This is a genomic window from Corallococcus sp. CA053C, assembly GCF_003611675.1.
Lineage (GTDB): Bacteria > Myxococcota > Myxococcia > Myxococcales > Myxococcaceae > Corallococcus.
In genome coordinates this window covers 1-22,483 of the sequence record NZ_RAWA01000066.1, presented here as the reverse complement: position 1 = coordinate 22,483, position 22,483 = coordinate 1, and the positions used below count along the sequence as shown (strand labels likewise).

Below are 22,483 nucleotides of genomic sequence, written 5' to 3'. Positions count from 1 at the left end.
TTTCGTTGGGTGGAGCCATGGACACGCTGTACCTGCTGCGATTCGTGCCGGGCCTGCTGCTGGTGGCGCTCCTGTCCGCCCCGCCCAGTCCCGTGCGCAAGCAGGGAGGAGGCGCCCTGCTGCCCCGCCCCGGCTTGCTGAAGACGCTCTTCCGGGCGCAACAGGGGCTGGTCACCGACTACTTCTGGGTCTTGATGCTCAACCGCATCGGGACCGCGGCACAGCCCTCCGAGTACCGCGACGTGTACGACTACGCGGAGCTCGTCACGGACCTGGATCCGCTCTTCCCGCAGGCATACCTCTACGGGGGCATCACCCTCCCGGTCCACCTGGGCAAGGGCCAGTACATCAACACCGCGGAGTCCTCCGCGCTGCTGCGCAAGGGGCTGCACCACCTGCCCGGCAACGAGCGGATCGCCTTCCAGCTCGCCTACAACCTGATGTTCTTCGAGAAGAAGTACAAGGAAGCGGCGGACATCATCCAGGAGCTGTCGAAGCGCCCCGACGCGCCCGAGTGGTACACGGCGCTGGCCACGCGCCTGTATGCGCAGTCCGGCGACTTCGACACCGGCCTGTCGCTCAGCATGGCCCTGCGTGACGGTTCGGAGGACCCGGAGACGCGCGCCTTCTACGAAGTGCGCGTGCGGGAGATCCTCCAGGAGCGCATGCTGCGCTCCATCGACGAGGCCATCGCGCGCTACCGCACCCGCGAAGGGAAGCTGCCAGCATCGCTGCCCGTGCTGGTCTCCGCCGGAGACCTGCCCCGGCTGCCGGAGGATCCGTTGGGGGGCCGCCTCTTCCTCGGTGAGGATGGGCGGGCCTACTCCGACGCCGTCCGCTTCCGCATGGAACTCATCCAGGACGAGCGCACCGAGGACGGTGAGCGCCTGGTCCCCAAGCCCCGAGTGACCGCCCATGACGAATCCCAGCCCTGACGCCCCGCCCATCCAGGCCCAGGGGCTCGCCAAGACGTACAAGGTGGGCTTCTGGTTCAACCGCACCGTGAGGGCCCTGCAGTCGCTGGATCTCCAGGTGGACTCCGGACAGATCTACGGCCTGCTCGGGCCCAACGGCGCCGGCAAGTCCACGACCATCAAGATCCTGATGAACCTGGTGCGCCCGAGCGGCGGCACCGCGCGACTCTTCGGCAAGCCGGTGGAGGACGCGGAGACGCGGCGGCTGGTGGGCTTCCTGCCGGAGAACCCCGCCCCGTACGAGTACCTCACGGGCCGGGAGTTCGTGACGCTGGCGGGGCAGCTCGCGGGGCTGAGCGGCCACGAGCTGGACGGACGCGTCACGGAGGTGATGGGCGCGGTGGAGATGGCGGGCGCGGAGAAGCTGCAGATCCGCCGCTACTCCAAGGGCATGGTGCAGCGCGTGGCGCTGGCCCAGGCGCTGGTGGGCCGGCCGAAGCTGCTCATCTTGGACGAGCCCACGAGCGGGCTGGATCCGCTGGGCCGCCGGCAGATGCGCGACCTCATCCTCGCGGAGCGGGACAAGGGCACCACGGTGCTGTTCTGCAGCCACATCATCCCGGACGTGGAGGCGCTGTGCGACCGGCTGGCCGTGCTGGTGGGCGGCCGGCGGGTGCGCGAGGGCAGCGTGCAGGAGCTGGTGTCCGCGCAGGTGCCCACGGTGGAGATGGTGGTGGAGGGGATGAAGCCGGAGGAGGTGCGGGGGCTGGGCATCCCGCTGGAGTCGGTGCAGGCGCTCGACGGGCGCGTGATGTTGCAGGTGGCGGACGTGGACAGTCAGCGACTGCTGGGCGGGGTGCTGGGCGCGGGCGGACGGGTGAACCGGATGCAGCCGGCGCGCTTCTCGCTGGAGCAGCTGTTCATGAACACGCTCAAGGAATCAGGCCGCGCGACCAGCGTGGGTGGGGAGATCAACACGTGAGCGCCTTCACGGCGATGATGTGGAATGGCTTTCGTGAGGCCCGCCGCAACCGGGTGACGGTGGTGGTGGGCGTGTTCGCCGCCGTGGTGCTGCTGTCCTCCACGCTGGTGACAGAGGTGACGGTCGCGACGTTCGACCGCGTGCTCACGGACTTCGGCCTGGGGATGATGAGCATCATCCTCGTCTTCCTCACCATCTTCCTGTCCAGCAGCCTGCTGAGCCGGGAGATTGAACGGCGCACCATCTTCCTCGTGGTGAGCAAGCCCGTGTCCCGCCGGCAGTTCCTGCTGGCGCGGCTCGCCGGCACGATGCTGACGCTGGGCGTGCTGCTGGTGGCGATGACGCTCGTGTTCCTGGGTCAGCTGCTGCTCTTCGGCGCGACCATCACCCAGGCGCAGCTCCTGGCGAGCGCGGGCCTGTGGTTCGAGCTGCTCGTCATCAGCAGCGTGGGCATCCTGTTCTCCAGCTTCGCGGGGCCGGCGGTGTCCGCCATCGCCACCACGGGCATGTACTTCACCGGGCACCTGACGGGCGACCTGTACCAGCTCGCCAGCCGCTCGGAGAGCGTCGCGGTGCGCGCGGTGGGCAAAACCATCTACTACCTGCTGCCCAACCTGGAGCGCGTGAACTTCCGGCCGCAGGCCACGTACGCCCTGCCGGTGGACGCATCCACGTTCCTCTCCGGCGTGGGCTACAGCCTGGCGTGGACGCTGGTGCTCACCACGCTGGCCATCTTCATCTTCGAGCGGCGGGACTTCCGCTGACGCGCGGGCGGCCCTGGCGCTTCCACGCGAAGGCCAGGGCCAGCCCCAGCCACGCCGCAGCGCCGACCATCAGCCCTGGCCTGAGTCCAGGCGCGCGGTAGCGCAGCTCCACCACGTGCCGGCCCGCGGGCACCGCCACCGCGCGGACGGCCAGGTTGGCGGGGAGGATGGGCACTTCCCCTCCGTCCAGCGTCGCGCGCCAGCCGGTCTGGAAGGCGTCGTTGACGACGAGCACCGCGGGCGCGAGCGCGTCCACCTCGACCGTGAGGTGCTCGGGAGTGCCGGGCGCCACGCGCACCTGCCCCAGGGGGCCTTCCGGCGTCGCGGGCAGCGGGCTTGCGCACTCCACGATGGCGACGTCCGTCGGAGGGAGCGTGGGCGCCATCATCCGCCGCGCCGCCGCGTCCCTCCCCTCCACGCATTCCGGACGGGCCAGGTGGATGCGGGGCGCGACGTCCGCGTACTCCACCAGCGTCAGGCCCAGCAGCGGATCCTCCACGGAGCTCCGGGCCGCGAGCCGGGACTGGAACGCGTCCCGCTCCGCCGTGGCGTGGACGAGGAAGCGGGTGCCCAGCCGGGGCGCGAGCCGCGTGAACCAGTGCAGCCGGTCCGCCTTGAGCTGACGCACCCGGGGGCTCACGCCCGGCAGGTACTCGTTCGCGCTCTCCAGGCCCCAGAGCACCGTCATGTCCGCCGCCAGGGCGGAGAGCTGCAACAGGTGGAGACCGTCGTTGAAGCCCACCCCCGCCAGGCGCGGCATGCTCGTCTCACGCAGGGTGGAGGCCACGCGGAGCCACTCCCCTTCCGGCACCTCGGCCCGGATGTGCTGGACGAAGGCGGGCGGCGTCTCCAGCAGCTCCGGGGGGGAGAGCTGGTAGAGCGGCTCGTGGGCCCACGCGAGCGCGCCCCACTGCAGGGCCACGAACAGCGCGCCCTGGACCCCGGGGCGCTCGCGCAGGAGCGCCAGGGCCGCGCACGCGAGCGCGAGCATCGCCGCGGTGGAGGCCGTGGCCACGACATTCGCGGACAGGCCTTCCAGCGCGGGCCCGGGCACGTCAGGCCAGCGGGCGCGAAGCCAGTGCTGGCTCCAGAGCTGTCCCGTGCCTTCGGCGAGCGCGAGCGCCGCGCAGGGCAGCGCCACCCCCACGCCCGCTCCGACGACGGCCCGCGACATGCCGCCCGGCCCCAGGCACCGCTTCCAGCCCAGGCCCGCGGCGACCGCGAGCCCCAGCGACAGGAGCGGCACCAGCTTCTCCGGGTAGCGGAAGGGCCGCCACAGGGGGACGAGCGCGTAGGCCCAGCCGTACACCGGCGTGGCGTCCCCCAGGCAGAGCGCGAGCAACAGCGCTCCCGCGGCCACCCACGCCCAGGTCCGCCAGCGCCTCGCGGACGCGACGAGCCCCGCGAGCGCCAGCACGCAGGCGGGCGTGCCCAGGTACACCGAGTCCACCCAGACGCGACTGAAGCCCCCGGAGGGCACCAGGCGCGCCACCACCGCGGGGGGAATGCCCTGGGTGCCTTCCGCATCCGCGAGGAAGGGGCCCACGAGGAGCTCCCACAGCCGCAGGGGATGGAGTGAGAAGCGCTGCGCCTCCCCGAGCGACCGGGCCCCGGGCTCCGAGGCCGACGCGAGCGCCGCGGCGGGGAACAGCTGCGGCGCGGCCAGCAGCGCTCCCGCGACGATGAGCAGCGTGCACGCGCCCAGCCGGCGGCGCCACGTCCCCACCTCCGGATCCAACGCCGCGAACAGCACGACGAGGGCGTTGGTCATGGCGAAGGCCTGCGCATCTCCGGCGAAGGCCACCAGCGCGAGCGCCGCCCCCGCGAGCGTCAGCCGTCCCACCGTCGGGCCGCGGAGGAAGCGCAGCGCGAGCCAGAGCGCGCACGGGGCGGTGCTCGCGGCCAGCAGATACGTGGGGTTGTTGGTGATGCAGACCAGGTAGCCGCTGAACGTGAACGTCAGCGCCGCGAAGAGCGCGCCCGCGCGGGGCACGTCATGGGCCCGCGCCAGGGCGTAGGTGCCGCCCAGCGCCACGAGGAAGCAGCCCAGCAGCGTGACCTTCACCGCCACGCCGAGCGGCAACAGCAGGGACAGCACCGTGCTCGGGTGGAACATCCCGGTGATGAAGATGCCCGGGAAGGACTGGCCGAGCCCGTCATAGGGCAGCCACTCCGGCAGCTGGAGCGCCGAGAGCCGCGCGGCCTGGTAGTGCCGCATCGGGTAGAAGGCCCGGAGCGTGTCTCCGGCCATGAAGACCCCGGACGAGAAGAGCGCCCGGACGAAGAAGAGGCCCCACAGGACCACCGCCAGCGCGGCCATCCCCCAACGCCCGATTACCGCCCTGCGCGCCTCGTCGCTCATCGTGCTCCCCGGCCGGCCGTTTCCGCCCGCGGTGCCGGACCATAGCGGAGCGGCGCTAGCGCGGTGGGGCGGAGGCCGCGGCCCGGGCCGCCGTCAGCGAGCGCCGCGCGGCTTCCAGGCCGGGCTCCAACCGGAGCGCCTCCTCCAGCGCGCCCACGGCTTCGTCCGGGCGCCCGGCCTGCAACAGCGTGCGCCCCAGCTCCAGGTGCGAGTCCACGCGCTTCGGCGCGCGGCGGAGCGCCTCGCGGAAGCGGAGGATGGCATCGTCCAGGCGGCCTTCCTTGCGGGACACGAGCCCCAGGTTGTGCCACGCCACCGGGTTGTCCGGCATCAGGCGCACGGTGCGCTCCAGCTCCTGCCGCGCCTCCGTCAGCCGGTTCGTCTTCGCGTACGCCACCGCCAGGTTGTTGTGGACGCGGAACTCCCGGGGGAGCGCGCGGGCCGCGAGCTCCAGGTGGGGAATGGCCTCGTCCAGACGTCCGGCGTTGAGGTGCAGGTTGCCCAGGTTGGAGTGGATGATGGGCTGATCCGCCACCGTCTCCTGCACGTAGGTCCAGAACGTCAGGTCGTCATGCCACACCGGCACGTAGGCCAGCGTCAGCACGGCGCAGACCGCCAGCACGCCGCCGGACACGAGCGCCATCGGCCGCGCCTGCTGGGGCCAGCGCGCACACAGCCAGCGCACACCCAGAGCCACCAGCAGGACGAAGCCCACCGAGGCCAGGTACAGGTAGCGCTCCGCGTACGCATCCACGCCGCGCACCTGGAGGGCGAGCGCGGGCGCTAGCGGCACCAGCAACCAGAGCCCCGCCGCCTGGGCCACCGTGTGCCCCCGGCGCCAGGCCCACACGGCCAGCGCGATGACGCCGACGCACATCAGCGCGCCCAGCCACACGCGGACATCCGCGGCGGACGTCACCTGCCCGCCGGGAGACAGCACCGCCAGGGGCACCGGCCAGAAGAGCTTGCTGCCCAGGTCCGCCGGGAACGCCAGCACGCCGCTCACCCGCGCGGCTCCGGCGGGGGCGTTGCTCGCGGGCAGCGCACCGCCCAGCGCCGCCAGCCGCAGCCCCGCGTACACGACGAACCCCAGGCCGAGCAGCGCGTAGCGGCGGGCCTGCGCGGACAGGCTGCCTCGCGCTTGCGCGGACGTCGTCGCGCGCTCCAGGGCCCACAACAGCACGGGCAGCACGACCGCCGTCTCCTTGAGCAGCAGGCCCAGCAGCCACACCGCCCCAGCGCCCAGGGCCCGCGCGGGTGAAGCGGGCACCGGCAGCCACAGCCGCGCCGCCAGCAGCACCGCCAGCGCCATGCCCACATCCATCGCGCCGCTCACCCACGCCACCGCCTCCGTGTGGACGGGGTGGAGCGCGAACAGGAGCGCGCCGCCCAGCGCGGCCCATTCCCCGGCCCCCTGCTCCGACTCCGGACGGCCCGCGCGAAGGCACACGCGCAGCAGCCACAGCACAAGGACGGACACCGCCGCGTGCAGCAGCATCAGCGCCAGGTGGTACGCCCAGGCCTGGAGCCCGAAGCCCTGGCGCAGCACGAAGAGGAACACGTGCATCAGCGGCCGGTAGTAGTGGTGCCGGGGGTCCTGCGCCGTGGAGGACTCCAGGAAGCCGAACAGCGGCTGGCCCCAGGCCTCCCGCATGCCCTGCCACGAGCGGATCCACGGGTTCTCCAGCACGAGCTGCCCGTCGTCGTAGACGAAGCCGTTCGCGAGCGTGCCGGCGAACACGAGCAGCGCGGCCAGCGCCACCAGTGCGTACTGGAGGGCGGGACGCAGGGGAACAGGGCGCAGGGGGCTGGAGTCCATCAGGGAGACGTGAAATCTAGCATGGGCCTTTCCGCCCCTTCCTGACCGTCCCGTACCATGCGAGCCCGTACCCAGGGTCGCCCGCCCGGCTGTCTCCAATGCGAATCCTCGAGGTTTCGAATTTCATGCCGCCCCATCCCGGGGGCATCGAAGTCATGGTGGACACGCTGTTCCAGGGCCTGCGACGGCGGGGCCATGACGTGCGGTGGATCGCGGGCGCCACGCCCTCCGAGCCGGGCGTCAACGGCCCGCATGTGCGCGTGCCCGCGTGGAACTGGCTGGAGCGCAACCTCCACGTCCCCATGCCCGTGTGGGCGCCCTCCGGATGGCGGCAGCTCGACGCGCTCATCCGCGAGGTGGACGTCGTCCACGCGCATGACTGCCTCTACCTGTCCTCCAGCGTGGCGGCGGCCCTGTGCCGGGTGCATCGCAAGCCCCTGCTCCTCACCCAGCACGTGGCGGAGGTGCCCTACGGCGGCGTGCTGGACACCGTGCAGGGCGTGGCCTACCGGACCCTGGGGCGCGCGGTGCTGACGTCGGCGGACGAGGTGGTGACGTACAGCCCGCACGTGCAGGCGTACTTCGCGCGGGTCGGGGTGCGCCGCCCGCTGCGCCTCATCCCCCTGGGCTTCGAGCCGCGCTTCCAGCCCCTCCCGGAGCCCGAGCGCCAACGGATCCGCGCGTCGTTCGGGCTCCCGGTGACGGGCCCCGTCGTCCTCTTCGCCGCGCGGCTGGTGCCGAAGAAGGGCGTGGACCTGGTGGCCCAGGTGCAGCGGCGGCTGGCGTCGGAGGGAGTCCAGCTCGTCGTCGCGGGTGATGGGCCCCTGGCCCCGGACATCACGGGCCTGCCCGCGACGCTGCACCTGCGCCAGGTGGACCACGCGCGGATGCACGAGCTCTACGCCGCCGCGGACGTGCTGTTGCTGCCCTCCCGGGGCGAGGGCCTGCCCCTGACGCTCCAGGAGGGCATGCTCACCGGCCTGCCCGCCGTCGTGTCGAAGGACCCCTCGTTCGAGGCGAACGTCGCCCGGGCGCCGGGCGTCACCCTCGTGGAGGGCGTGGAGGCGCTGACGGACGCGGTCCGCCGCGCGCTGGCCACGCCACCGCCCCGCGAGGACATCGCGCGCTGGGGGCGCGAACGTTGGGGGCTGGAGCGCTTCGTCACCGACTACGAGCAGACGCTGGAGGCCCTGGCGCGAGCGCGCTGAGGCGTGGCGCTCACGGCCGCTCGAACACCGCGCACGTCACCTCGAACGGGCGCACCAGCCACGGCCAGAGCCACTGGCCCACTCCGGCGCGCGGCACCGCGTCCGCCCCGGCGCCCTGGCCCGGCTTCAGCAAGCGCTTGAGCGCGCCGGGAAGGTCCGCCGCGACCAGGTGGCCCAGCGTGCCGCACGGCACCACCTGCCCCACCACCAGCCGCAGGTCCGGAAACAGCGGGACCAGCTCCTCCACCGTCGGCCGGAACATCGTGTCGATGGGGTCGGGATGCCACGGGAAGGCCCGGGGCACCGTCACCAGCAACACGCCCCCGGGCGCCACCAGCGAGGCCAACTGGCGCGCGAACGCGACCCGGTCCTCGACGTGCTCGAGCACGTTCGTGCAGCACACCGACCTCGGGCTCCAGGAGGCAAGCCGCGCCAGGCACTCCGGATCCATGAGGCTGCCCACCACGTCCACGCCGTCGTCCGGCTTGAGGTCCTGGTGGATGACGCGTCCGCCCCGGCGCTGCCAGGGCGCGAAGAGCTCCCGGTGGATGAACGGCTGCTGGACCTCGCGGAAGTAGCGGGTGGAGCTGCCCACGTTGAGCAGCGGCGAGCCCCGCGCCACGTCCAGCGCCTGGAGCTGACGGGAAAGCCACCGCGCTTCGGATTTCAGCAAGGGACGCCTCGGGAGGCAGGCACGCCCATCATGGTGCCGGCGGGGGGAAGTCCGACGGCAGCTCCTTCACCGCCGGGGGGAACTGCGCGTCCCGCGCCTCGTCGAGCGGGATGAGCTTGAGCTGGCACTCCTTGCGCGACACCGCCAGCAGGAAGCCCGGACGGTCGAAGCGCCGCGCGAACTCGCGGTCGCGCGCGAGGTTGACGTGGTTGACCCAGAGGACGTCGTCGCCCAGGTCCGGGCTGTTGTTGGGCCGCAGCAGGACGAAGTGCCGGGCCGGCGCGCCCTGGCAGGCCGGCGCGAAGGGGGTCCCCGTGAAGATGACGGCGCGGGCGGGCGCCTCCCGCGACACCACCTCCCCGGGCTCGCGGATGTCCTGCGCGAGCCGGTACAGCGTCACCCAGCGCGGCGGCAGGTACATCGTGGCGCACGCGACGAAGAGGCCCACGACGGCCCCGGGCACCAGTCCGGGCCGGCTCAACGCCCAGCCCCACCGCCACGCGGTGCGCAGCCCGTCCGTCGTCAGCAGGACCAGGGGCAGCATCGCCTCCGAGTAGTGCACCGGGCCGAAGGTGTCGATGCCCGCGTCCGCCAGCGGGATGTGCACCACCCAGAGCCCCACGAGGCTCGCCGCCAGCCACCGCGCGTGCGCGCCGCGGGCCAGGCACGCGAGCATCAGGCCCAGGGGCCAGCCGAAGCCATCCACGTTCAGCCGGAACAGCGCCATCACCGCACGGCCGATGACGAGCAGCGGGCTGCGGTCCACGAAGAAGTACCAGAAGCCCTCGCCCCCCACCGACTCCGGCGCGAAGGAGAAGAAGCGGTAGCCGTTGTCGCGCGCATGGCGCAGCGCCGCGTGGTAGCCCGTCATCCACGGGGACCCCGTCTGCGCCTGGTTGCACACGAGGAACAGCGCCGCGAGCGGCAGGGCCACCGCCGCGAACGCCGCCCCGTGCGCGGCACCCGCGCGGCGCTCACGGCCTCGCAGCCCCAGCGCCCACAGGACGAGCAGCGGCGCGCCCAGCCCCACCGCGGTCGCCGGCCGCGTCCAGAACGCGAGGCAGAAGCAGCAGGCCACGAGCGCGCTCGCCCAGGCCCCGGCCCCGGCCCGCGCGCGCTGGAGGCCGTACAGCATCCACGCCAGGGCGAAGAGGACCGTGGTGTGCGACATCTGCGTGGCGGCCCCCGTCATCACCAGCGGCGAGGCCAGGAACAGGAGGCCCGCGACCCGCGCCCACGCGGAGCCGAACCACTCCCGGGCCACCAGGAACACCGCCACCGTGGTCGCGCCCGCCAGCAGCGGGTTGATCAGCCACGGCACGCCCGCCTTCACACCGAACGCCAGCAGGAAGGGCCAGCCCAGGAAGTACTGGCTGTACATCCGGCCGTCGTTCACCAGGAAGTTGGCGTCGAAGAAGAGCTTCATCGGCGGCGAGGGCACCCACAGCCGGAAGGACGCCAGCAACTGGGCCGCGAAGCGGTAGGACGCTTCGTCATCCGTGAGCGGCGCGTGGCCCAGCAACATCGACTGGATGGCCAGCGGGATGAGGACGCCCAGCACGCCCAGCCCGAGCACCGTGCGGCGGTCGGGATACTCCCGCCATGCCGCCCGCCAGTCCGCCAGCCGTCCGGCCCTCAGGACGCGCCCCCCCGCGAGCGAGCAGCACACCACGACGGGCAGCCCCAGGAAGGCCATCAGGCCAGCGAGCAGCAGGTAGCGCCGCGTCGGCAGGTCCAGGCTCCCCAGGTCCAGCCGGAAGCCCTGGAAGTAGGCCTGCCAGACGGCCGCGTGGGCCAGGACCAGGAGCGCGGCGAGCGCGAGCAGCGGGAGCGGGGACTTCCGGTGGGATTCGGGCATCGCGAGGGGCCCAGCGTAGCGCACCCTGCGGGCGCCCGGAGGTCCGGGTTAGAGTGCGGCCCTTCCCGCCCGCATGAACCGCTCCTCCCTGCCCGCCCCGCGCATCGCGGTCATCCTCCCCTGCTTCAACGAGGCGCCCGCCATCGCCCAGACGCTGCGCGCCTTCGCCGACGCGCTGCCCTCCGCGACGCTCTACGTCTACGACAACGCCTCCACGGACGACACGGCGCGGGTGGCCCGCGACGCGGGCGCCCAGGTGCGCGGCGAGCCCCGGCGCGGCAAGGGCAATGCGCTGCGCCGCGCCTTCGCCGACGTGGAGGCCGACATCTACGTCGTCGCCGACGGCGACGGCACCTACGACGCGGGCGCCGTGGAGGAGATGATCCGCCTGCTGCGCGAGGAGTCGCTGGACATGGTGGTGGGCACGCGCGTGCACACCGAACAGGAGGCCTACCGGGCGGGCCACGTCGCCGGGAACTGGATGTTCAACCAGGTGGTGGCCAACCTCTTCGACAAGGGCCTGTCGGACATCTTCTCCGGCTACCGCGTGCTGTCGCGGCGCTTCGTCAAGTCGTTCCCCGGCATGTCCGAGGGCTTTGAAATCGAAGCGGAGATGAGCATCCACGCCCTGCAGCTGCGCATGCCCGTGAAGGAGGTGCCCACGCGCTACTCCAAGCGCGCCGCGGGCACGCACAGCAAGCTGAACACCTGGCGCGACGGCTCGCGCATCCTCCAGCACATCCTGCGGCTGCAGCGGCTCTTGCGGCCCCGCCAGTTCTTCGGCCTCATCGCCGTCGCCGTCGTCACCGCCGCGGTGCTCCTGTCCATCCCCGTCTTCCTCCAGTTCTTCGAGACGGGCCAGGTGCTGCGCTTCCCCACCGCCATCCTCTGCACGGGCATGGTGCTGCTGGGCGCGCTGTCGGGGTTGGTGGGCCTGCTGCTGGAGAGCACCAGCCAGCTGGGCCTGGAGGCGAAGCGCCTGAGCTACCTGGCCGTGCCCGCGCTCCCGCCACCGGAGCGCGCCGACACGGTGCTCACGCCCGGGGCGTCGGCTCGTCCAGCTCATCCGTGAGGCCGTGCTTCGCCAGCCGGTAGCGGAACGAGCGGAAGGACAGGCCCAGCAGCTCCGCGGCGCGCGTCTTCACGCCCTGAGCCTGCTTGAGCGCGGCCAGCAGGTGCCGGCGCTCGTTGTCGTCCAGGTGCCGCTCCAGGTTGAAGCCCGCGCCCAGCACCGGCTCCCCGCCTTCGCTCGGGCGGGACGTGGGCTCCGCCTCGCCGCGCACCGAGGGCGGCAGCGTCGTGGGCCCGAGCATGTCCGAGTCCGACAGCGTCGCCGCACGCTCCACCATGTTCTGCAGCTGGCGCACGTTGCCTGGGAACGCGTAGCGCTCCATCAGCGTCAGCGTCTCCGGCGCGAAGCGCAGGCTGGGGCGCCCCAGCTCCTCCGCCAGCCGCGAGAGGAAGAACCCCGCCAGGTGCGGGATGTCCTCCGGCCGCTCGCGCAAGGGGGGCAACTCCAGCGTGATGACGTTGAGCCGGTAGAAGAGGTCCTCGCGGAAGCGGCCCGCCTTCACCTCCGCCTCCAGCCGGCGGTTGGTGGCGGCGATGACGCGCGCGTGGAAGGGAATCTCGGCCGCGCTGCCCACGGGCTTCACCTTGCGCTCCTGCAACACGCGCAAGAGCTTCACCTGCGTGGACAGGGGCATCTCCCCCACCTCGTCCAGCATCACCGTGCCCTCGCCCGCGGACACCAGCAGCCCCTGCCGCTCGTGCGTGGCGCCGGTGAAGGAGCCCCGCATGTGGCCGAACAGCTCGCTCTCCAGCACGCCCTCGTTGAGGGCCGCGCAGTTGAAGGGCAGGAAGGGCTGCGCGGCGCGGTGCCCGCTCAGGTGGATGGCGCGCGCCACCAGCTCCTTGCCGGTGCCGCTCTCCCCCGTCACCAGCACCGTGCTGCGCCCCGGGGCCACCTTCTCCACCAGCTGCCACAGCGCTCGCATGCGGGGGCTGTTGCCCACCAGGAGCCCGCCCAGCCCAGGCAACAGCCGCGACTTCAGCGTGCTGTTCTCCTGGCGCAGCGCGCGCTTCTCCAGCGCCTTGTGCACCAGCAGCCGCAGCTCCTCGTTGTCGAAGGGCTTGCAGATGTAGTCGTACGCGCCCTCGCGCATCGCCTCCACCGCGGAGGACGGCGTGCCGAACGCGGTGATCAGCACCACCTCCGGCGGCTCCTTGCGCGCGCGCGCCGCCCGGAGCACGTCCAGGCCGCTGCCGCCGGAGCCCAGCTTCATGTCGGAGATGACCAGGTCCACCGAGTCCTTCGCCAGCACGTCGCAGGCGGGCGCCACCGCGGGCACGCTCGTCACCGCGTAGCCTTCGCGCACGAGCAATATCTCCAGGTACTCGCGCATGGACAGCTCGTCGTCCACCACCAGCACGTGGCCGCGCGGGCCGCTGTCATGGGGCAGGGGCGGCGTCACAGCGGCAACCCCACCAGGAACTCGGTGCCTTCGGCGGGCTGCGACGTCACGCGGATGGTGCCGCCGTGCGCGCGGATGATGGAGTGCGCGGTGGACAACCCCAGCCCGGTGCCACCGCTGCGGGTGGTGAAGAACGGCTCGAACAGGTGTCCCATCATCTCCTCCGTGATGCTGCCGGCCGAGTCCCACACGCGAATCTGCGCTTCCCCGTCCGCCCGCGCCAGGGCCACCCTCACCGTCCCCTTCGCCCCCGCCGCCTGGCAGCCGTTGCGCACCAGGTTGATGAGCACCTGGCGGAGCTGATCCGGATCCACCGGCGCCACCAGGGCCTCCGGCGCCCACACCTCCAGCTGCACCTCGCGCGACAGGGGGTCCACGCGCAGCATGTCCACCGTCTCCGCGAGGAGCGCGTCCAGCGCCACCGGCTGACGCTTCGGCTCCGGCGGCCGGGCGAAGCGCAGGAAGTCCTCCACCAGCCGCCCCAGCCGGTCCGACTCGCGCACGAGGATGCCAGTGAGCTTCTGCACCACCGCGTCGCTTGACGGGTCCTGCGCGAGCAGCTGCGCCGAGCCCCGCATGGAGGCCAGCGGGTTGCGCAACTCGTGCGCGAGCTGCGCGGACAGCGCGCCCAGGCTGGCCAGCCGGTCCGTGCGCTTCAGGTCCTCCTCCATGCGCCGCAGCTCCGTGAGGTCCTGGAAGACGATGAGCAGCGCGCCCGCTTCACCCTCCAGCGGCGACACCGACAGGCCCAGCACCCGCTTGCCGCCCGGCGTCTGCACCGGCAATTCGCCCCGGACGAAGCGCGGCGCCAGCGAGGACACGCCCGGCAGGAGCTTCTCCAGCGGCTGCCCCACGCACGTGAGGGCGTCCGCCTGGAGGATGACGCTGCCCGCGGTGTTGAGGAAGGTGACGGTCCGTCCGACGTCGCAGGTGACGAGCCCCGACGGCATGGAGGACAGGATGAGCTGCTGCAGCCGCCCCAGCCGGCGCAGGTCCGCCTCGCTCTGCGACAGCGCGCCGCCCGCGGCGGACAGCTGGCGCGACAGGTAGCCGGACAGCACGGCGATGAGGCTCAGCGCCAGCGCGTTGCTGCCCAGCACGAAGAGCACCCGCGAGGGCGGCTCCACCAGGTCGTCCACGGGCGTGGTGAGCCGGATGATGAGCAGGAGCGCGGTGAAGGCGAACGTGGAGACGGCCGCCGCGACGAGCGCGCCCCGCCAGTCCAGCACCACCGCCGCGCCAATGACGGCCAGGCTGTAGAGGAACGTGAGCGGCGACTCCGCCCCGCCGCTCAGGTACACGAGCCCGGAGGCGATGAGCACGTCGCCCACCACCTGCACCGTGGCGTCCAGACGTCCCGCGGTGCCCCGGCGCAGCCGCAGGCCCGTCACCACCGTGAGGAGGTAGGCGCCCGCGATGACCGCGAACGACAGCGAGTCCGCCCGGCTGGGCTCCTGCGCCGGCTGGGTCATCAACCGCGCCACCGTCACGACGAGCGACAGGCTCGCCGCCACGGTGCGGAACAACACCAGCCACACCAGGCGCGAGCGCAGCCCGGGGGCCACGTCCCGCGCCGGGCGTCCCGCGATGGCGCTACTTGATCGCGCCGGCAAGCGAGAAGATGGGCAGGTACATGGCGATGAGGAAGCCACCGACCACGCCGCCGAGGAACACCATCAGCAGGGGTTCGATCATCGACGTCAGCGCGCCGATGGCCGCGTCCACTTCGTCGTCGTAGAAGTCGGCGATCTTGTTGAGCATGGTGTCCATGGCGCCCGTCGCTTCACCGACGCCAATCATCTGCACCACCATGGACGGGAACACCTTGGTCTCCAGCAGCGGACCCGCGATGTTCTTGCCCTCGGAGATCTTCCCGCGCACGTAGTAGATGGCCTCTTCCACCGTGCGATTGCCGGCCGTCTTCGCCGTCACGTCCAGCGCGTCCAGGATGGGCACGCCGGAGGAGATCATCGTGCCCAGCGTGCGCGTGAAGCGCGCCACCGCCACCTTGCGCAGCACGTCGCCGAACAGGGGCAGCTTGAGGAACGTCTTGTCCCAGAACTTGCGGCCCCGGGGCTGGCGGTAGGTCCAGCCGAAGAAGAAGACGAACGCGGTGACGCCCACGACGGTGTGGAGGAAGTACGCCTGGGCGAACTTCGACAGGTCCACGACCACCTGCGTGGGGCCCGGCAGCTGCGAGCCGAAGTCCGCGAACATCTTCTCGAAGACGGGCGTCACCTTGAGGAGCAGCAGCGCCGTCACGCCAATGGCCACCAGGATGACCACCGACGGGTAGGTCATGGCGCCCTTGACCTTGGACTTGAGCTTCTCGTTCTTCTCGCGGTACGCGGCGAGCCGGTTGAGGATGGTGTCGAGGATACCGCCCACCTCGCCCGCGGCGCACAGCTGGATGTAGAGCTCGTCGAAGACCTTGGGGTGCTCCTTCAGCGCGTCCGCGAAGGTGCTGCCCTGCTCCACCTTGCCCTTGATGGCGAACACCACCTTCTTGAAGGAGGGGTTGTCCATCTGGCTGGCGAGGATGTCCAGACACTGCACCAGCGGCAGACCCGCGTCGATCATCGTCGCGAACTGCCGGGTGAAGATGAGGATGTCCTTGCCGGTGACCCCTCCGAGGCCCGGCAGCTTGAGCTCCATGTCGAAGGAGCTCTTCTTGCGGACCTTCGTCGGATTGAGGCCGAGGGACTTGAGGCGCGCGTTGACGGCCTCCACGTCCATGGCCTCCATCTCGCCCTTCTTGTTCTCCCCGCTCTTGGTCTTGGCCTCCCAGAGGAACTGGGCCGTATTCTTCTTGGATGCTGTCGCCTTCTGCTGGACCGCTGGTGCTGCCATACCTGGACCTCCGGGGAGGGCGCCGAGTCTAAACCATGAAATTCACGCCGGAAAACTAACGGGCACCCGCTCCTCCGGCCGGCCGCTGGGCTCCGGGCTGGCCGGCGCCCGTGGCGAGGATGTTGCGCAGCTCCTCCGGGTCGGAGGAACGGCCAAAGGCCTCGTCCTGGTTGATGAGGCGACGCGCCAGGAGGGCGGCCAGCGCCTGGTTGAACGTCTGCATGCCGTACTTCGCCTGACCCACCTGCATGGACGAGTAGATCTGGTGGACCTTGTCCTCGCGGATGAGGTTCCGGATGGCGGGGTTGGGCACCATGACCTCCAGCGCCAGCACGCGGCCGGGGCCGCCCGCCTTGGCGACCAGCGCCTGGCTCATCACGCCCTCCAGCACGAAGGAGAGCTGCGCTCTCACCTGCGGCTGCTGGTACGGCGGGAACACGTCCAGCACGCGGTTGATGGTCTGCACCGCGCTGTTGGTGTGCAGCGTCGCGTAGCAGATGTGGCCCGTCTCCGCGATGGTGAGCGCCGCTTCGATGGTCTCCAGGTCGCGCAACTCACCCACCAGCACCACGTCCGGGTCCTGGCGGAGGATGTACTTGAGGGCCGTCTTGAAGTTGCGCGTGTCCGCGCCCACCTCGCGCTGGTTCACGAGGCAGTTCTTGTGCGGGTGCAGGTACTCGATGGGGTCCTCGATGGTCATGATGTGCTCATGACGCTCGGTGTTGATCTTGTCGATCATCGAGGCCAGCGTGGTGGACTTGCCGGAGCCCGTGGGGCCCGTCACCAGGATGAGGCCGCGCGGCTTCTTCACCAGCTCCGCCACCACCGGCGGCAGGCCCAGCTCCTGGAACGTCAGGATCTTGAAGGGAATCGTGCGGAAGGCGCCAGCGACGGCGCCGCGCTGCATGAAGATGTTCGCGCGGAAGCGTGACAGGCCCTTCACGCCGAACGACAGGTCCAGCTCGTTCTCCTCCTCGAACTTGTGCTTCTGCGCGTCCGTGAGGATGGAGTAGCAGAGCTGCTTCGTCTCCACGGGGGTGAGCGGCGCCGTCTTGAGCGGGACGAGTTCACCGTCCACGCGGAGCTGCGGCGGCGAGCCGGTGGTGATGTGGAGGTCGGAAGAGCCCTTCTCGACCATCGCCTTGAGGAGCTGGTGCAGGTTGGCCACGGATGCGTGTCCTGTCGGGGAGAAAAAGTGGGTGTTGCCTAGAAGCGGTCCGGCGCGGTGTTGCCCACGACCTCTTCGAGCGTCGTCATGCCGTCCATGAGCTTGCGCAGCGCGCTCATGCGAAGGCTGCTCATGCCCAGCCGGATGGCCTCCTGCTTGAGCTCCGCGGCGCTGCCGCCGTTGATGACCAGCTCCTTGAGGCCGTCCCAGAAGGGCATGACCTCGTAGATGGCCACGCGGCCGCGGTAGCCGCGGTCGTTGCAGTCGCGGCAGCCGACCTTCTCGTACATCGTGAAGGTGCCCATCTTGTCCGGCGGGATGCCCGCGTCAATGAGGGCCTGCTCGTCCACCTTCTCCGCGGGGCGCTTGCACGCGGGGCACAGCCGGCGCGCCAGACGCTGGGCGAGGATGAGGTTGAGCGACGCCGTCACGAGGAACGGCTCGATGCCCATGTTCAACAGACGGCTGACCGTGCCGGGGGCGTCGTTGGTGTGCAGCGTGGAGAGCACCAGGTGGCCGGTGAGCGCGGCCTTGACGCCGATTTCGGCCGTCTCGAAGTCGCGGATCTCACCGATCATGATGATGTCCGGGTCCTGGCGGAGGAACGAGCGCAGGCCGGCGGCGAAGTTCAGGCCGATGTCTTCATGCATCTGCACCTGGTTGATGCCGGCGAAGTTGAATTCGACCGGGTCCTCCGCGGTGCAGATGTTGGTGCCCACGTCGTTGAGGCTGGCGAGCGCGGAGTACAGCGTCGTCGTCTTGCCGGAGCCCGTGGGGCCCGTCACCAGCACCATGCCGTAGGGCCGGTCGATGGCCTCCTTGAACCAGGCCAGGGGCGTGGCGTCGAAGCCCAGCTTGGTCATGTCGAGCTGCAGGTTGCTCTTGTCGAGCAAGCGCATCACGACCTTCTCGCCGAAGAGCGTGGGACACACGCTCACGCGGAAGTCCATCTCCTTGCCGCCGCCAATCTTGATCTTGATGCGGCCGTCCTGCGGCAGGCGGCGCTCGGAGATGTCGAGCGAGGCCATGATCTTCAGACGGCTGGTGATGGCATTGCGCAGCTTCATGGGCGGGCGCATCACCTCGTACATCACGCCGTCGATCCGGAAGCGGACCCGGAAGTCCTTCTCGTACGGTTCGATGTGGATGTCGGACGCGCGCTTCTTGATGGCGTCCATGAGGATGAGGTTCACCAGCTTGACCACCGGCGCGTCGTCCGCGGCCTTGGCCATCTCGTCCAGGTTCTCCTGCTCCTCCTTGGCGACCTCGATGTCGTCGCCCACGTCGCCGACGATGTCCTCCATCGAGGGGCCCTTCTCGGCGTAGTAGCGCTCGATGGCCTCGCGGATGGAGATCTCGGAGGCGACGACGGCCTCGATGTTGTAGCCGGTGAGGAACTTCAGGTCGTCCACCGCGAAGATGTTGGACGGGTCGCACATGGCGACGATGAGCGACGGGCCCGCGCGGTTGACCGGGATCACCAGGTGCTTCTCGGCCACTTCCTTGGGCACGAGCTTGATGATGTCCGGATCAATGTCGAAGTCCTTCAGGTTGATGGCGGGCACGCCGTACTGCTTCGACAGGAAGTCGGTGAGCTTCGACTCCTCGATGGCGCCCGTCTTGATGAGCGCGGTGCCAATGCGCGCGCCGCTCTTCTGCTGCTCCTCCTGCGCCTTGCGGAGTTGCTGGACGGAGATGAGGTTCTCGCGCACCAGCAATTCACCGAGTCGACCGGACATTTCTGGGATGCCTCTTTGAGCGTGAGGAGGGGACAGCCAGACCCCCGGCCAGTTGCGGGGACCTTGTGGAGGGATGGGGGGCGTGCGACAGGGGCCTGACGCCCTGGCACGGATCCTCCTGGATTAGAGGAAACCGATGCGCGGCCTGTCAAGGCGCCCTCGCGTGCCTCCTTGCTGTCCACCCCCGCCTTCCGTCCTTCACGCAGGAACGCGTCCGGCGTGGCGGAAAAGGCGGCCTACCCGCCGTCGCGGGCCACCACGGTGCGGGCGGCCTCCACGTCGCGCTTGATTTGACCCACCAGCTCCGCGGCGGAGCCGAAGCGCTGCTCGGGCCGCAGGCGCTCCAGGAACTGCACCCGCAGCTCCTGCCCATAGAGGTCACCGGAGAAGTCCAGGAGGTGCGCCTCGATGGTGACCTCCGTGCCGCCGAAGGTGGGCTTCACGCCGATGTTGGCCGCGCCGGGCCGCCACGGACCGCCCTCCCCTTCCGCCTTCAGGCGCGCGCGGATGGCGTACACGCCGGGCGCGGGCCGCAGCTCGTTCTGGGTGTCCACGTTGGCGGTGGGAAAGCCGATGGTGCGCCCCCGCCCCGCTCCGGCCACCACGGTGCCGTCCAGGTCGAACGGGCGACCGAGCAGGCGCCGGGCCGCTCCCACGCGCCCCTCCAGGATGTACTCGCGGATCCGCGACGAGGACGCGACGACGCCGTCCACGTGCACGGGCTGCACGACGTGGACGTGGGCGCCCCGCTTCGCGGCGGCCTCGCGCAGGGTGGTGACGGTGCCCGCGCGCGCGACGCCGTAGGTGAAGTCGCTGCCCACCACGAGGTGGCCCGCGCCCAGGACGTCCAGCAGCGCGGACTCGAAATCCGAAGGCGGGGTGCGCGCGTAGTCACGGGTGAAGGGCTGGACGACCACGCCGGTGAGGCCGCACGCGGCGAGCAGCTCCAGCTTGCGCGGCAGGAGGGTGATGAGCTTGGGCGCGAGCTCCGGCTGGAGCACCTTGCCCGGGTGGGGCTGGAAGGTGAGCGCGGCGGCGGGGGCATGGCGCACGGCCTCCGCGAAGAGGGCCTGGTGGCCCACATGCACGCCGTCGAAGTTGCCCAGCGCGACAGCCTGCCCCTTCAGCTGGCCGCCTGCCTCGGACACCGACTGGAAGACCTTCATGGCCCTTCCCTATACCACCGCGCACGCTTTTGCCCTGGCCAACCCACGCGGCTCCATGGTTAGAGGCGCCCGCTCCCGCCATGCGCCCAGCCCTGCTCCCCGAACCGGTCGGCCTCAAGTTCGTCCCCCTGGAAACGCCCCCGGACTGGGACGCGGAGTTCGGCTTCACCGGGCCGCTGGAGCTGGAGATCGGCTCCGGCGCGGGCGGGCACGCGCTGGAGTACTGCCGCCGCAACCCGGGCGTGCGCTTCGTCGCCTTCGAGTGGCGCAAGAAGTACGCGCGCGACACCCAGATGCGCGGGGAGAAGCTGGACCTGAAGAACCTGCGCGTCATCGAATCCGACGCGCGCTTCGTGGTGCCGCGCATCTTCGCGCCCGGGATGCTGGACGTCATCCACCTCCAGTTCCCGGACCCCTGGTGGAAGCGCTCGCACGCCAAGCGGGCGGTGGTGCAGCCGGACTTCGCGAAGCTGATGCTGGGGCTGCTCAAGCCCGGCGGCCGCTTCGACATGCGCACCGACGTGCAGGACCGCGGCGTGGCCATGCTCCGCATCCTGGAGGAGGCGGGCTTCCACAACCCGCTGGGCGCGGGCGTCTTCCATCCCTACGACCCGGAAGAGGTGCCCTCCACCCGCGAGCGGCGCTACCTGGCGTCCGGGGAGCCCGTGTACCGCGCCCGGCTGGTGAAGCCCGCACCGTAGAACGGCCAACGTCTCAGGGGTTCCCGCACCGCGCGACCCTTGGCAGCAACCGTCTCACCGGGTGAGAATCCCGGGGCGTGTTCCTGTACCCGGGGACACTTGCGATGTGGGCGACGAGCGTATCCCAGGGGGGCGGGACTGCATGGCGGAGGCCGAGAAGAAGAGGACGCTGGAGATTGCCCGGAGGAGCGGGCCCGCGAACGACTTCTCCGGCCGCACGGTGCTCATCGTGGACGATGATCCGGCCCAGGTGCGCCACGTGCGCGAGGGGCTGGCGCCGCACGGCTACGTGTTCCGCGAGGCGCTGGACGGGGCGCAGGCCCTGTCCGCCATCCGCGCGGGGCGGCCGGACCTCATCGTGATGGACGTGGAGATGCCGGGGCTGGGCGGCGTGGAGGTGTGCCGCATCGTCAAGGCGAACGCCACCGAGAGCGGCTTCGGCTTCATCCCCGTCATCCTGATGACGGCCCGGCAGGCGGCGGGCAAGGTGGAGGGGCTGGAGCTGGGCGCGGACGACTACCTGGTGAAGCCCTTCGACATGCTGGAGCTGGGCGCGCGCGTGAAGTCGATGCTGCGGCTCAAGGCGCTGCAGGACGCGCTGGTGGAGAAGAACCGGGAGCTGGAGTGGGCCAACCGGGAGCTGGACCGGCGCCGGCAGGAGCTGCTGGCGCTCAGCCGCACCGACGCGCTCACGGGCCTGTTCAACCGGCGCTACTTCGAGGAGCGGCTGAGCGAGGAGTTCATGCGCTCGCGCAGGTACCGCTCGCCGCTGTCGCTGGTGATGCTGGACATCGACCACTTCAAGCGCATCAACGACTCCTTCGGGCACCCCTTCGGGGACGAGGTGCTGCGCGCGGTGGCCCAGACGGCGCGCGCGACGCTGCGGGAGGTGGACCTGCTGGCCCGCTACGGCGGCGAGGAGTTCATCGCGCTCTTGCCGGAGGCCGCCCCGCAGGACGCGCTCCGGGCGTGCGAGCGGGTGCGGGAGGCCATCGAGAAGCTGGAGCTGTCCTGGCCGGGCCCGGGCGGCGTGGTCCAGACGGTGAAGCTGACGGCGTCGCTGGGCGTGGCGACGGTGCCCTCGGACGACCTGCAGGGGACGGAGGCGCTGCTGCGCGCGGCGGATGTGAGCCTCTATTCAGCCAAGGGGACGGGCCGCAACCGGGTCCACCAGCACGCGGCTTGACGCACCTGGCGCTTCCCCACGGGGGCGCTTTGACCTAAACCGGGGGCTCCATGCGCCCGCTCGCGACGACGACCTGGCTGCTGTTCGCCCTCTTGGCCCTGGGCGGCTGCAACCGTCTCCAGCCGGACTCCCCCGTGGGGGCCTACCAGACCTTCCACAAGCACGTGCAGCGGGGCGAGTTCCCGAAAGCCTACGCGGGGCTTTCCCAACCCACCCAGCAGGTCCTCAAGGCACGGGCCCAGCAAGTGAGCGACGCCTCGGGCGGCATGGTAAAGCCTGAGCCCCTCGCGCTGTTCTTCGCGAATGTCCCCGCGCCTCCCGATGTTCAGGAAGTCACGCTGCTCCGCCAGGAGGGCGACGAGGCGACCGTGGTCGTGCGCTCGGCGGGAAGGTCGGGCGAGGTCCGGATGGTGAGGGAGCCGTCCGGGTGGAAGGTGGACTTTTCAGCATCCCCCCAGCCGTGAGCCCGGGCATGCCCGGACCCCGCGTATCAGGTAACGTACAACCGTGAACGATAGGAAGACACGGCGGGTGGTGGTCCCCGCAGTCGAAGTCATCCGCCGGCCGGGCACGACGCCCGGCAGTGGCCCGGTGACTCCGTCCTCGGCCTCCCCCACCC

General features: G+C 71.0%; 18 protein-coding genes. 8 read left to right on the top strand and 10 right to left on the bottom strand.

Going from position 1 to position 22,483, the window contains the following annotated elements; genetic code table 11:
• Nucleotides 1–17 precede the first annotated feature (17 nt).
• Genes D7V97_RS12055 through D7V97_RS12045 form a run of 3 tightly spaced genes read left to right on the top strand, consistent with a single transcriptional unit; the run spans nt 18 to nt 2,660 of the window.
• Nucleotides 18–935: a M48 family metallopeptidase gene (locus tag D7V97_RS12055; RefSeq protein ID WP_120610762.1), complete on the top strand. Its 918-nt coding sequence runs from the start codon at nt 18–20 to the stop codon at nt 933–935.
• Nucleotides 916–1,896, top strand: coding sequence for an ABC transporter ATP-binding protein (locus D7V97_RS12050; RefSeq protein WP_120610761.1), 981 nt, complete (start codon nt 916–918; stop codon nt 1,894–1,896). The genes D7V97_RS12055 and D7V97_RS12050 overlap by 20 nt, the downstream gene beginning before the upstream one ends.
• Complete coding sequence (locus tag D7V97_RS12045) at nt 1,893–2,660, top strand: ABC transporter permease (protein WP_120610760.1); 768 nt, start codon at nt 1,893–1,895, stop codon at nt 2,658–2,660. The genes D7V97_RS12050 and D7V97_RS12045 overlap by 4 nt, the downstream gene beginning before the upstream one ends.
• Here the strand turns inward: D7V97_RS12045 and D7V97_RS12040 are convergent.
• Nucleotides 2,632–4,980 carry a hypothetical protein gene (locus D7V97_RS12040; RefSeq protein WP_120610759.1) on the bottom strand — a complete coding sequence of 783 codons (2,349 nt, stop codon included), beginning with the start codon at nt 4,978–4,980 and terminating at the stop codon, nt 2,632–2,634. The two genes, D7V97_RS12045 and D7V97_RS12040, sit on opposite strands and share 29 nt — an antisense overlap.
• A 97-nt stretch (nt 4,981–5,077) precedes the next feature.
• Nucleotides 5,078–6,841, bottom strand: a complete 1,764-nt coding sequence (locus tag D7V97_RS12035; protein ID WP_120610758.1) for a tetratricopeptide repeat protein — start codon at nt 6,839–6,841, stop codon at nt 5,078–5,080.
• A 125-nt stretch (nt 6,842–6,966) separates the two neighbouring features.
• Here D7V97_RS12035 and D7V97_RS12030 point away from each other — a divergent pair, with 125 nt between their 5' ends.
• Nucleotides 6,967–8,049: a glycosyltransferase family 4 protein gene (locus D7V97_RS12030; protein WP_158623341.1), complete on the top strand. Its 1,083-nt coding sequence runs from the start codon at nt 6,967–6,969 to the stop codon at nt 8,047–8,049.
• A 10-nt stretch (nt 8,050–8,059) separates the two neighbouring features.
• Here the strand turns inward: D7V97_RS12030 and D7V97_RS12025 are convergent, their stop codons facing one another.
• Nucleotides 8,060–8,722 (bottom strand): methyltransferase domain-containing protein, encoded by a 663-nt coding sequence (locus D7V97_RS12025; RefSeq protein ID WP_120610756.1) that lies wholly within the window; start codon nt 8,720–8,722, stop codon nt 8,060–8,062.
• Between the two features lie 28 nt (nt 8,723–8,750).
• The gene (locus D7V97_RS12020; protein ID WP_120610755.1) at nt 8,751–10,580 is read right to left on the bottom strand and encodes a glycosyltransferase family 39 protein; all 1,830 of its coding nucleotides are present in this window, start codon (nt 10,578–10,580) and stop codon (nt 8,751–8,753) included.
• Between the two features lie 73 nt (nt 10,581–10,653).
• On the opposite strand from D7V97_RS12020, the gene D7V97_RS12015 reads away from it, so the two are divergent.
• Entirely contained in the window at nt 10,654–11,652 is a 999-nt protein-coding gene (locus D7V97_RS12015) for a glycosyltransferase (RefSeq protein WP_120610754.1), read from the top strand.
• On the opposite strand, the gene D7V97_RS12010 is transcribed toward D7V97_RS12015, so the two are convergent.
• The 6 genes from D7V97_RS12010 to D7V97_RS11985 form a co-directional block, all read right to left on the bottom strand.
• Nucleotides 11,615–13,054, bottom strand: coding sequence for a sigma-54 dependent transcriptional regulator (locus tag D7V97_RS12010; protein ID WP_304988504.1), 1,440 nt, complete (start codon nt 13,052–13,054; stop codon nt 11,615–11,617). The genes D7V97_RS12015 and D7V97_RS12010 overlap by 38 nt on opposite strands.
• Entirely contained in the window at nt 13,051–14,619 is a 1,569-nt protein-coding gene (locus tag D7V97_RS12005) for a nitrogen regulation protein NR(II) (protein WP_233582690.1), read from the bottom strand. The genes D7V97_RS12010 and D7V97_RS12005 overlap by 4 nt, the downstream gene beginning before the upstream one ends.
• A 28-nt stretch (nt 14,620–14,647) precedes the next feature.
• Nucleotides 14,648–15,904, bottom strand: coding sequence for a type II secretion system F family protein (locus D7V97_RS12000; protein ID WP_120610753.1), 1,257 nt, complete (start codon nt 15,902–15,904; stop codon nt 14,648–14,650).
• 55 nt (nt 15,905–15,959) lie between these two features.
• A complete protein-coding gene (locus D7V97_RS11995; RefSeq protein ID WP_120610752.1) occupies nt 15,960–17,072 on the bottom strand; it encodes a type IV pilus twitching motility protein PilT in 1,113 nt (370 codons plus the stop codon).
• Nucleotides 17,073–17,110: 38 nt separating this feature from the next.
• Nucleotides 17,111–18,811: a type IV-A pilus assembly ATPase PilB gene (pilB, locus tag D7V97_RS11990; protein WP_120610751.1), complete on the bottom strand. Its 1,701-nt coding sequence runs from the start codon at nt 18,809–18,811 to the stop codon at nt 17,111–17,113.
• A 236-nt stretch (nt 18,812–19,047) separates the two neighbouring features.
• The gene (locus D7V97_RS11985; protein WP_120610750.1) at nt 19,048–19,977 is read right to left on the bottom strand and encodes a bifunctional riboflavin kinase/FAD synthetase; all 930 of its coding nucleotides are present in this window, start codon (nt 19,975–19,977) and stop codon (nt 19,048–19,050) included.
• 80 nt (nt 19,978–20,057) lie between these two features.
• On the opposite strand from D7V97_RS11985, the gene D7V97_RS11980 reads away from it, so the two are divergent.
• The 3 genes from D7V97_RS11980 to D7V97_RS11970 all read left to right on the top strand — a co-directional run bounded on the left by D7V97_RS11980 (nt 20,058) and on the right by D7V97_RS11970 (nt 22,328).
• Nucleotides 20,058–20,678 (top strand): tRNA (guanosine(46)-N(7))-methyltransferase TrmB, encoded by a 621-nt coding sequence (locus D7V97_RS11980; protein WP_120610749.1) that lies wholly within the window; start codon nt 20,058–20,060, stop codon nt 20,676–20,678.
• A 142-nt stretch (nt 20,679–20,820) separates the two neighbouring features.
• Complete coding sequence (locus tag D7V97_RS11975) at nt 20,821–21,864, top strand: diguanylate cyclase (protein ID WP_120610748.1); 1,044 nt, start codon at nt 20,821–20,823, stop codon at nt 21,862–21,864.
• Nucleotides 21,865–21,914: 50 nt separating this feature from the next.
• Entirely contained in the window at nt 21,915–22,328 is a 414-nt protein-coding gene (locus tag D7V97_RS11970) for a hypothetical protein (RefSeq protein WP_120610747.1), read from the top strand.
• Nucleotides 22,329–22,483: the final 155 nt, after the last annotated feature.

What these genes read in the sequence shown, in the direction of transcription:
- D7V97_RS12055 (WP_120610762.1), top strand. Translation starts at nt 18, where the DNA reads ATGGACACGCTGTACCTGCTGCGATTCGTGCCGGGCCTGCTGCTGGTG.
- D7V97_RS12050 (WP_120610761.1), top strand. Translation starts at nt 916, where the DNA reads ATGACGAATCCCAGCCCTGACGCCCCGCCCATCCAGGCCCAGGGGCTC.
- D7V97_RS12040 (WP_120610759.1), bottom strand. Translation starts at nt 4,980, where the DNA reads ATGGCCGCGCTGGCGGTGGTCCTGTGGGGCCTCTTCTTCGTCCGGGCG.
- D7V97_RS12035 (WP_120610758.1), bottom strand. Translation starts at nt 6,841, where the DNA reads ATGGACTCCAGCCCCCTGCGCCCTGTTCCCCTGCGTCCCGCCCTCCAG.
- D7V97_RS12030 (WP_158623341.1), top strand. Translation starts at nt 6,967, where the DNA reads ATGCCGCCCCATCCCGGGGGCATCGAAGTCATGGTGGACACGCTGTTC.
- D7V97_RS12020 (WP_120610755.1), bottom strand. Translation starts at nt 10,580, where the DNA reads ATGCCCGAATCCCACCGGAAGTCCCCGCTCCCGCTGCTCGCGCTCGCC.
- D7V97_RS12015 (WP_120610754.1), top strand. Translation starts at nt 10,654, where the DNA reads ATGAACCGCTCCTCCCTGCCCGCCCCGCGCATCGCGGTCATCCTCCCC.
- D7V97_RS12000 (WP_120610753.1), bottom strand. Translation starts at nt 15,904, where the DNA reads ATGGCAGCACCAGCGGTCCAGCAGAAGGCGACAGCATCCAAGAAGAAT.
- pilB (WP_120610751.1), bottom strand. Translation starts at nt 18,811, where the DNA reads ATGTCCGGTCGACTCGGTGAATTGCTGGTGCGCGAGAACCTCATCTCC.
- D7V97_RS11985 (WP_120610750.1), bottom strand. Translation starts at nt 19,977, where the DNA reads ATGAAGGTCTTCCAGTCGGTGTCCGAGGCAGGCGGCCAGCTGAAGGGG.
- D7V97_RS11980 (WP_120610749.1), top strand. Translation starts at nt 20,058, where the DNA reads ATGCGCCCAGCCCTGCTCCCCGAACCGGTCGGCCTCAAGTTCGTCCCC.
- D7V97_RS11975 (WP_120610748.1), top strand. Translation starts at nt 20,821, where the DNA reads ATGGCGGAGGCCGAGAAGAAGAGGACGCTGGAGATTGCCCGGAGGAGC.
- D7V97_RS11970 (WP_120610747.1), top strand. Translation starts at nt 21,915, where the DNA reads ATGCGCCCGCTCGCGACGACGACCTGGCTGCTGTTCGCCCTCTTGGCC.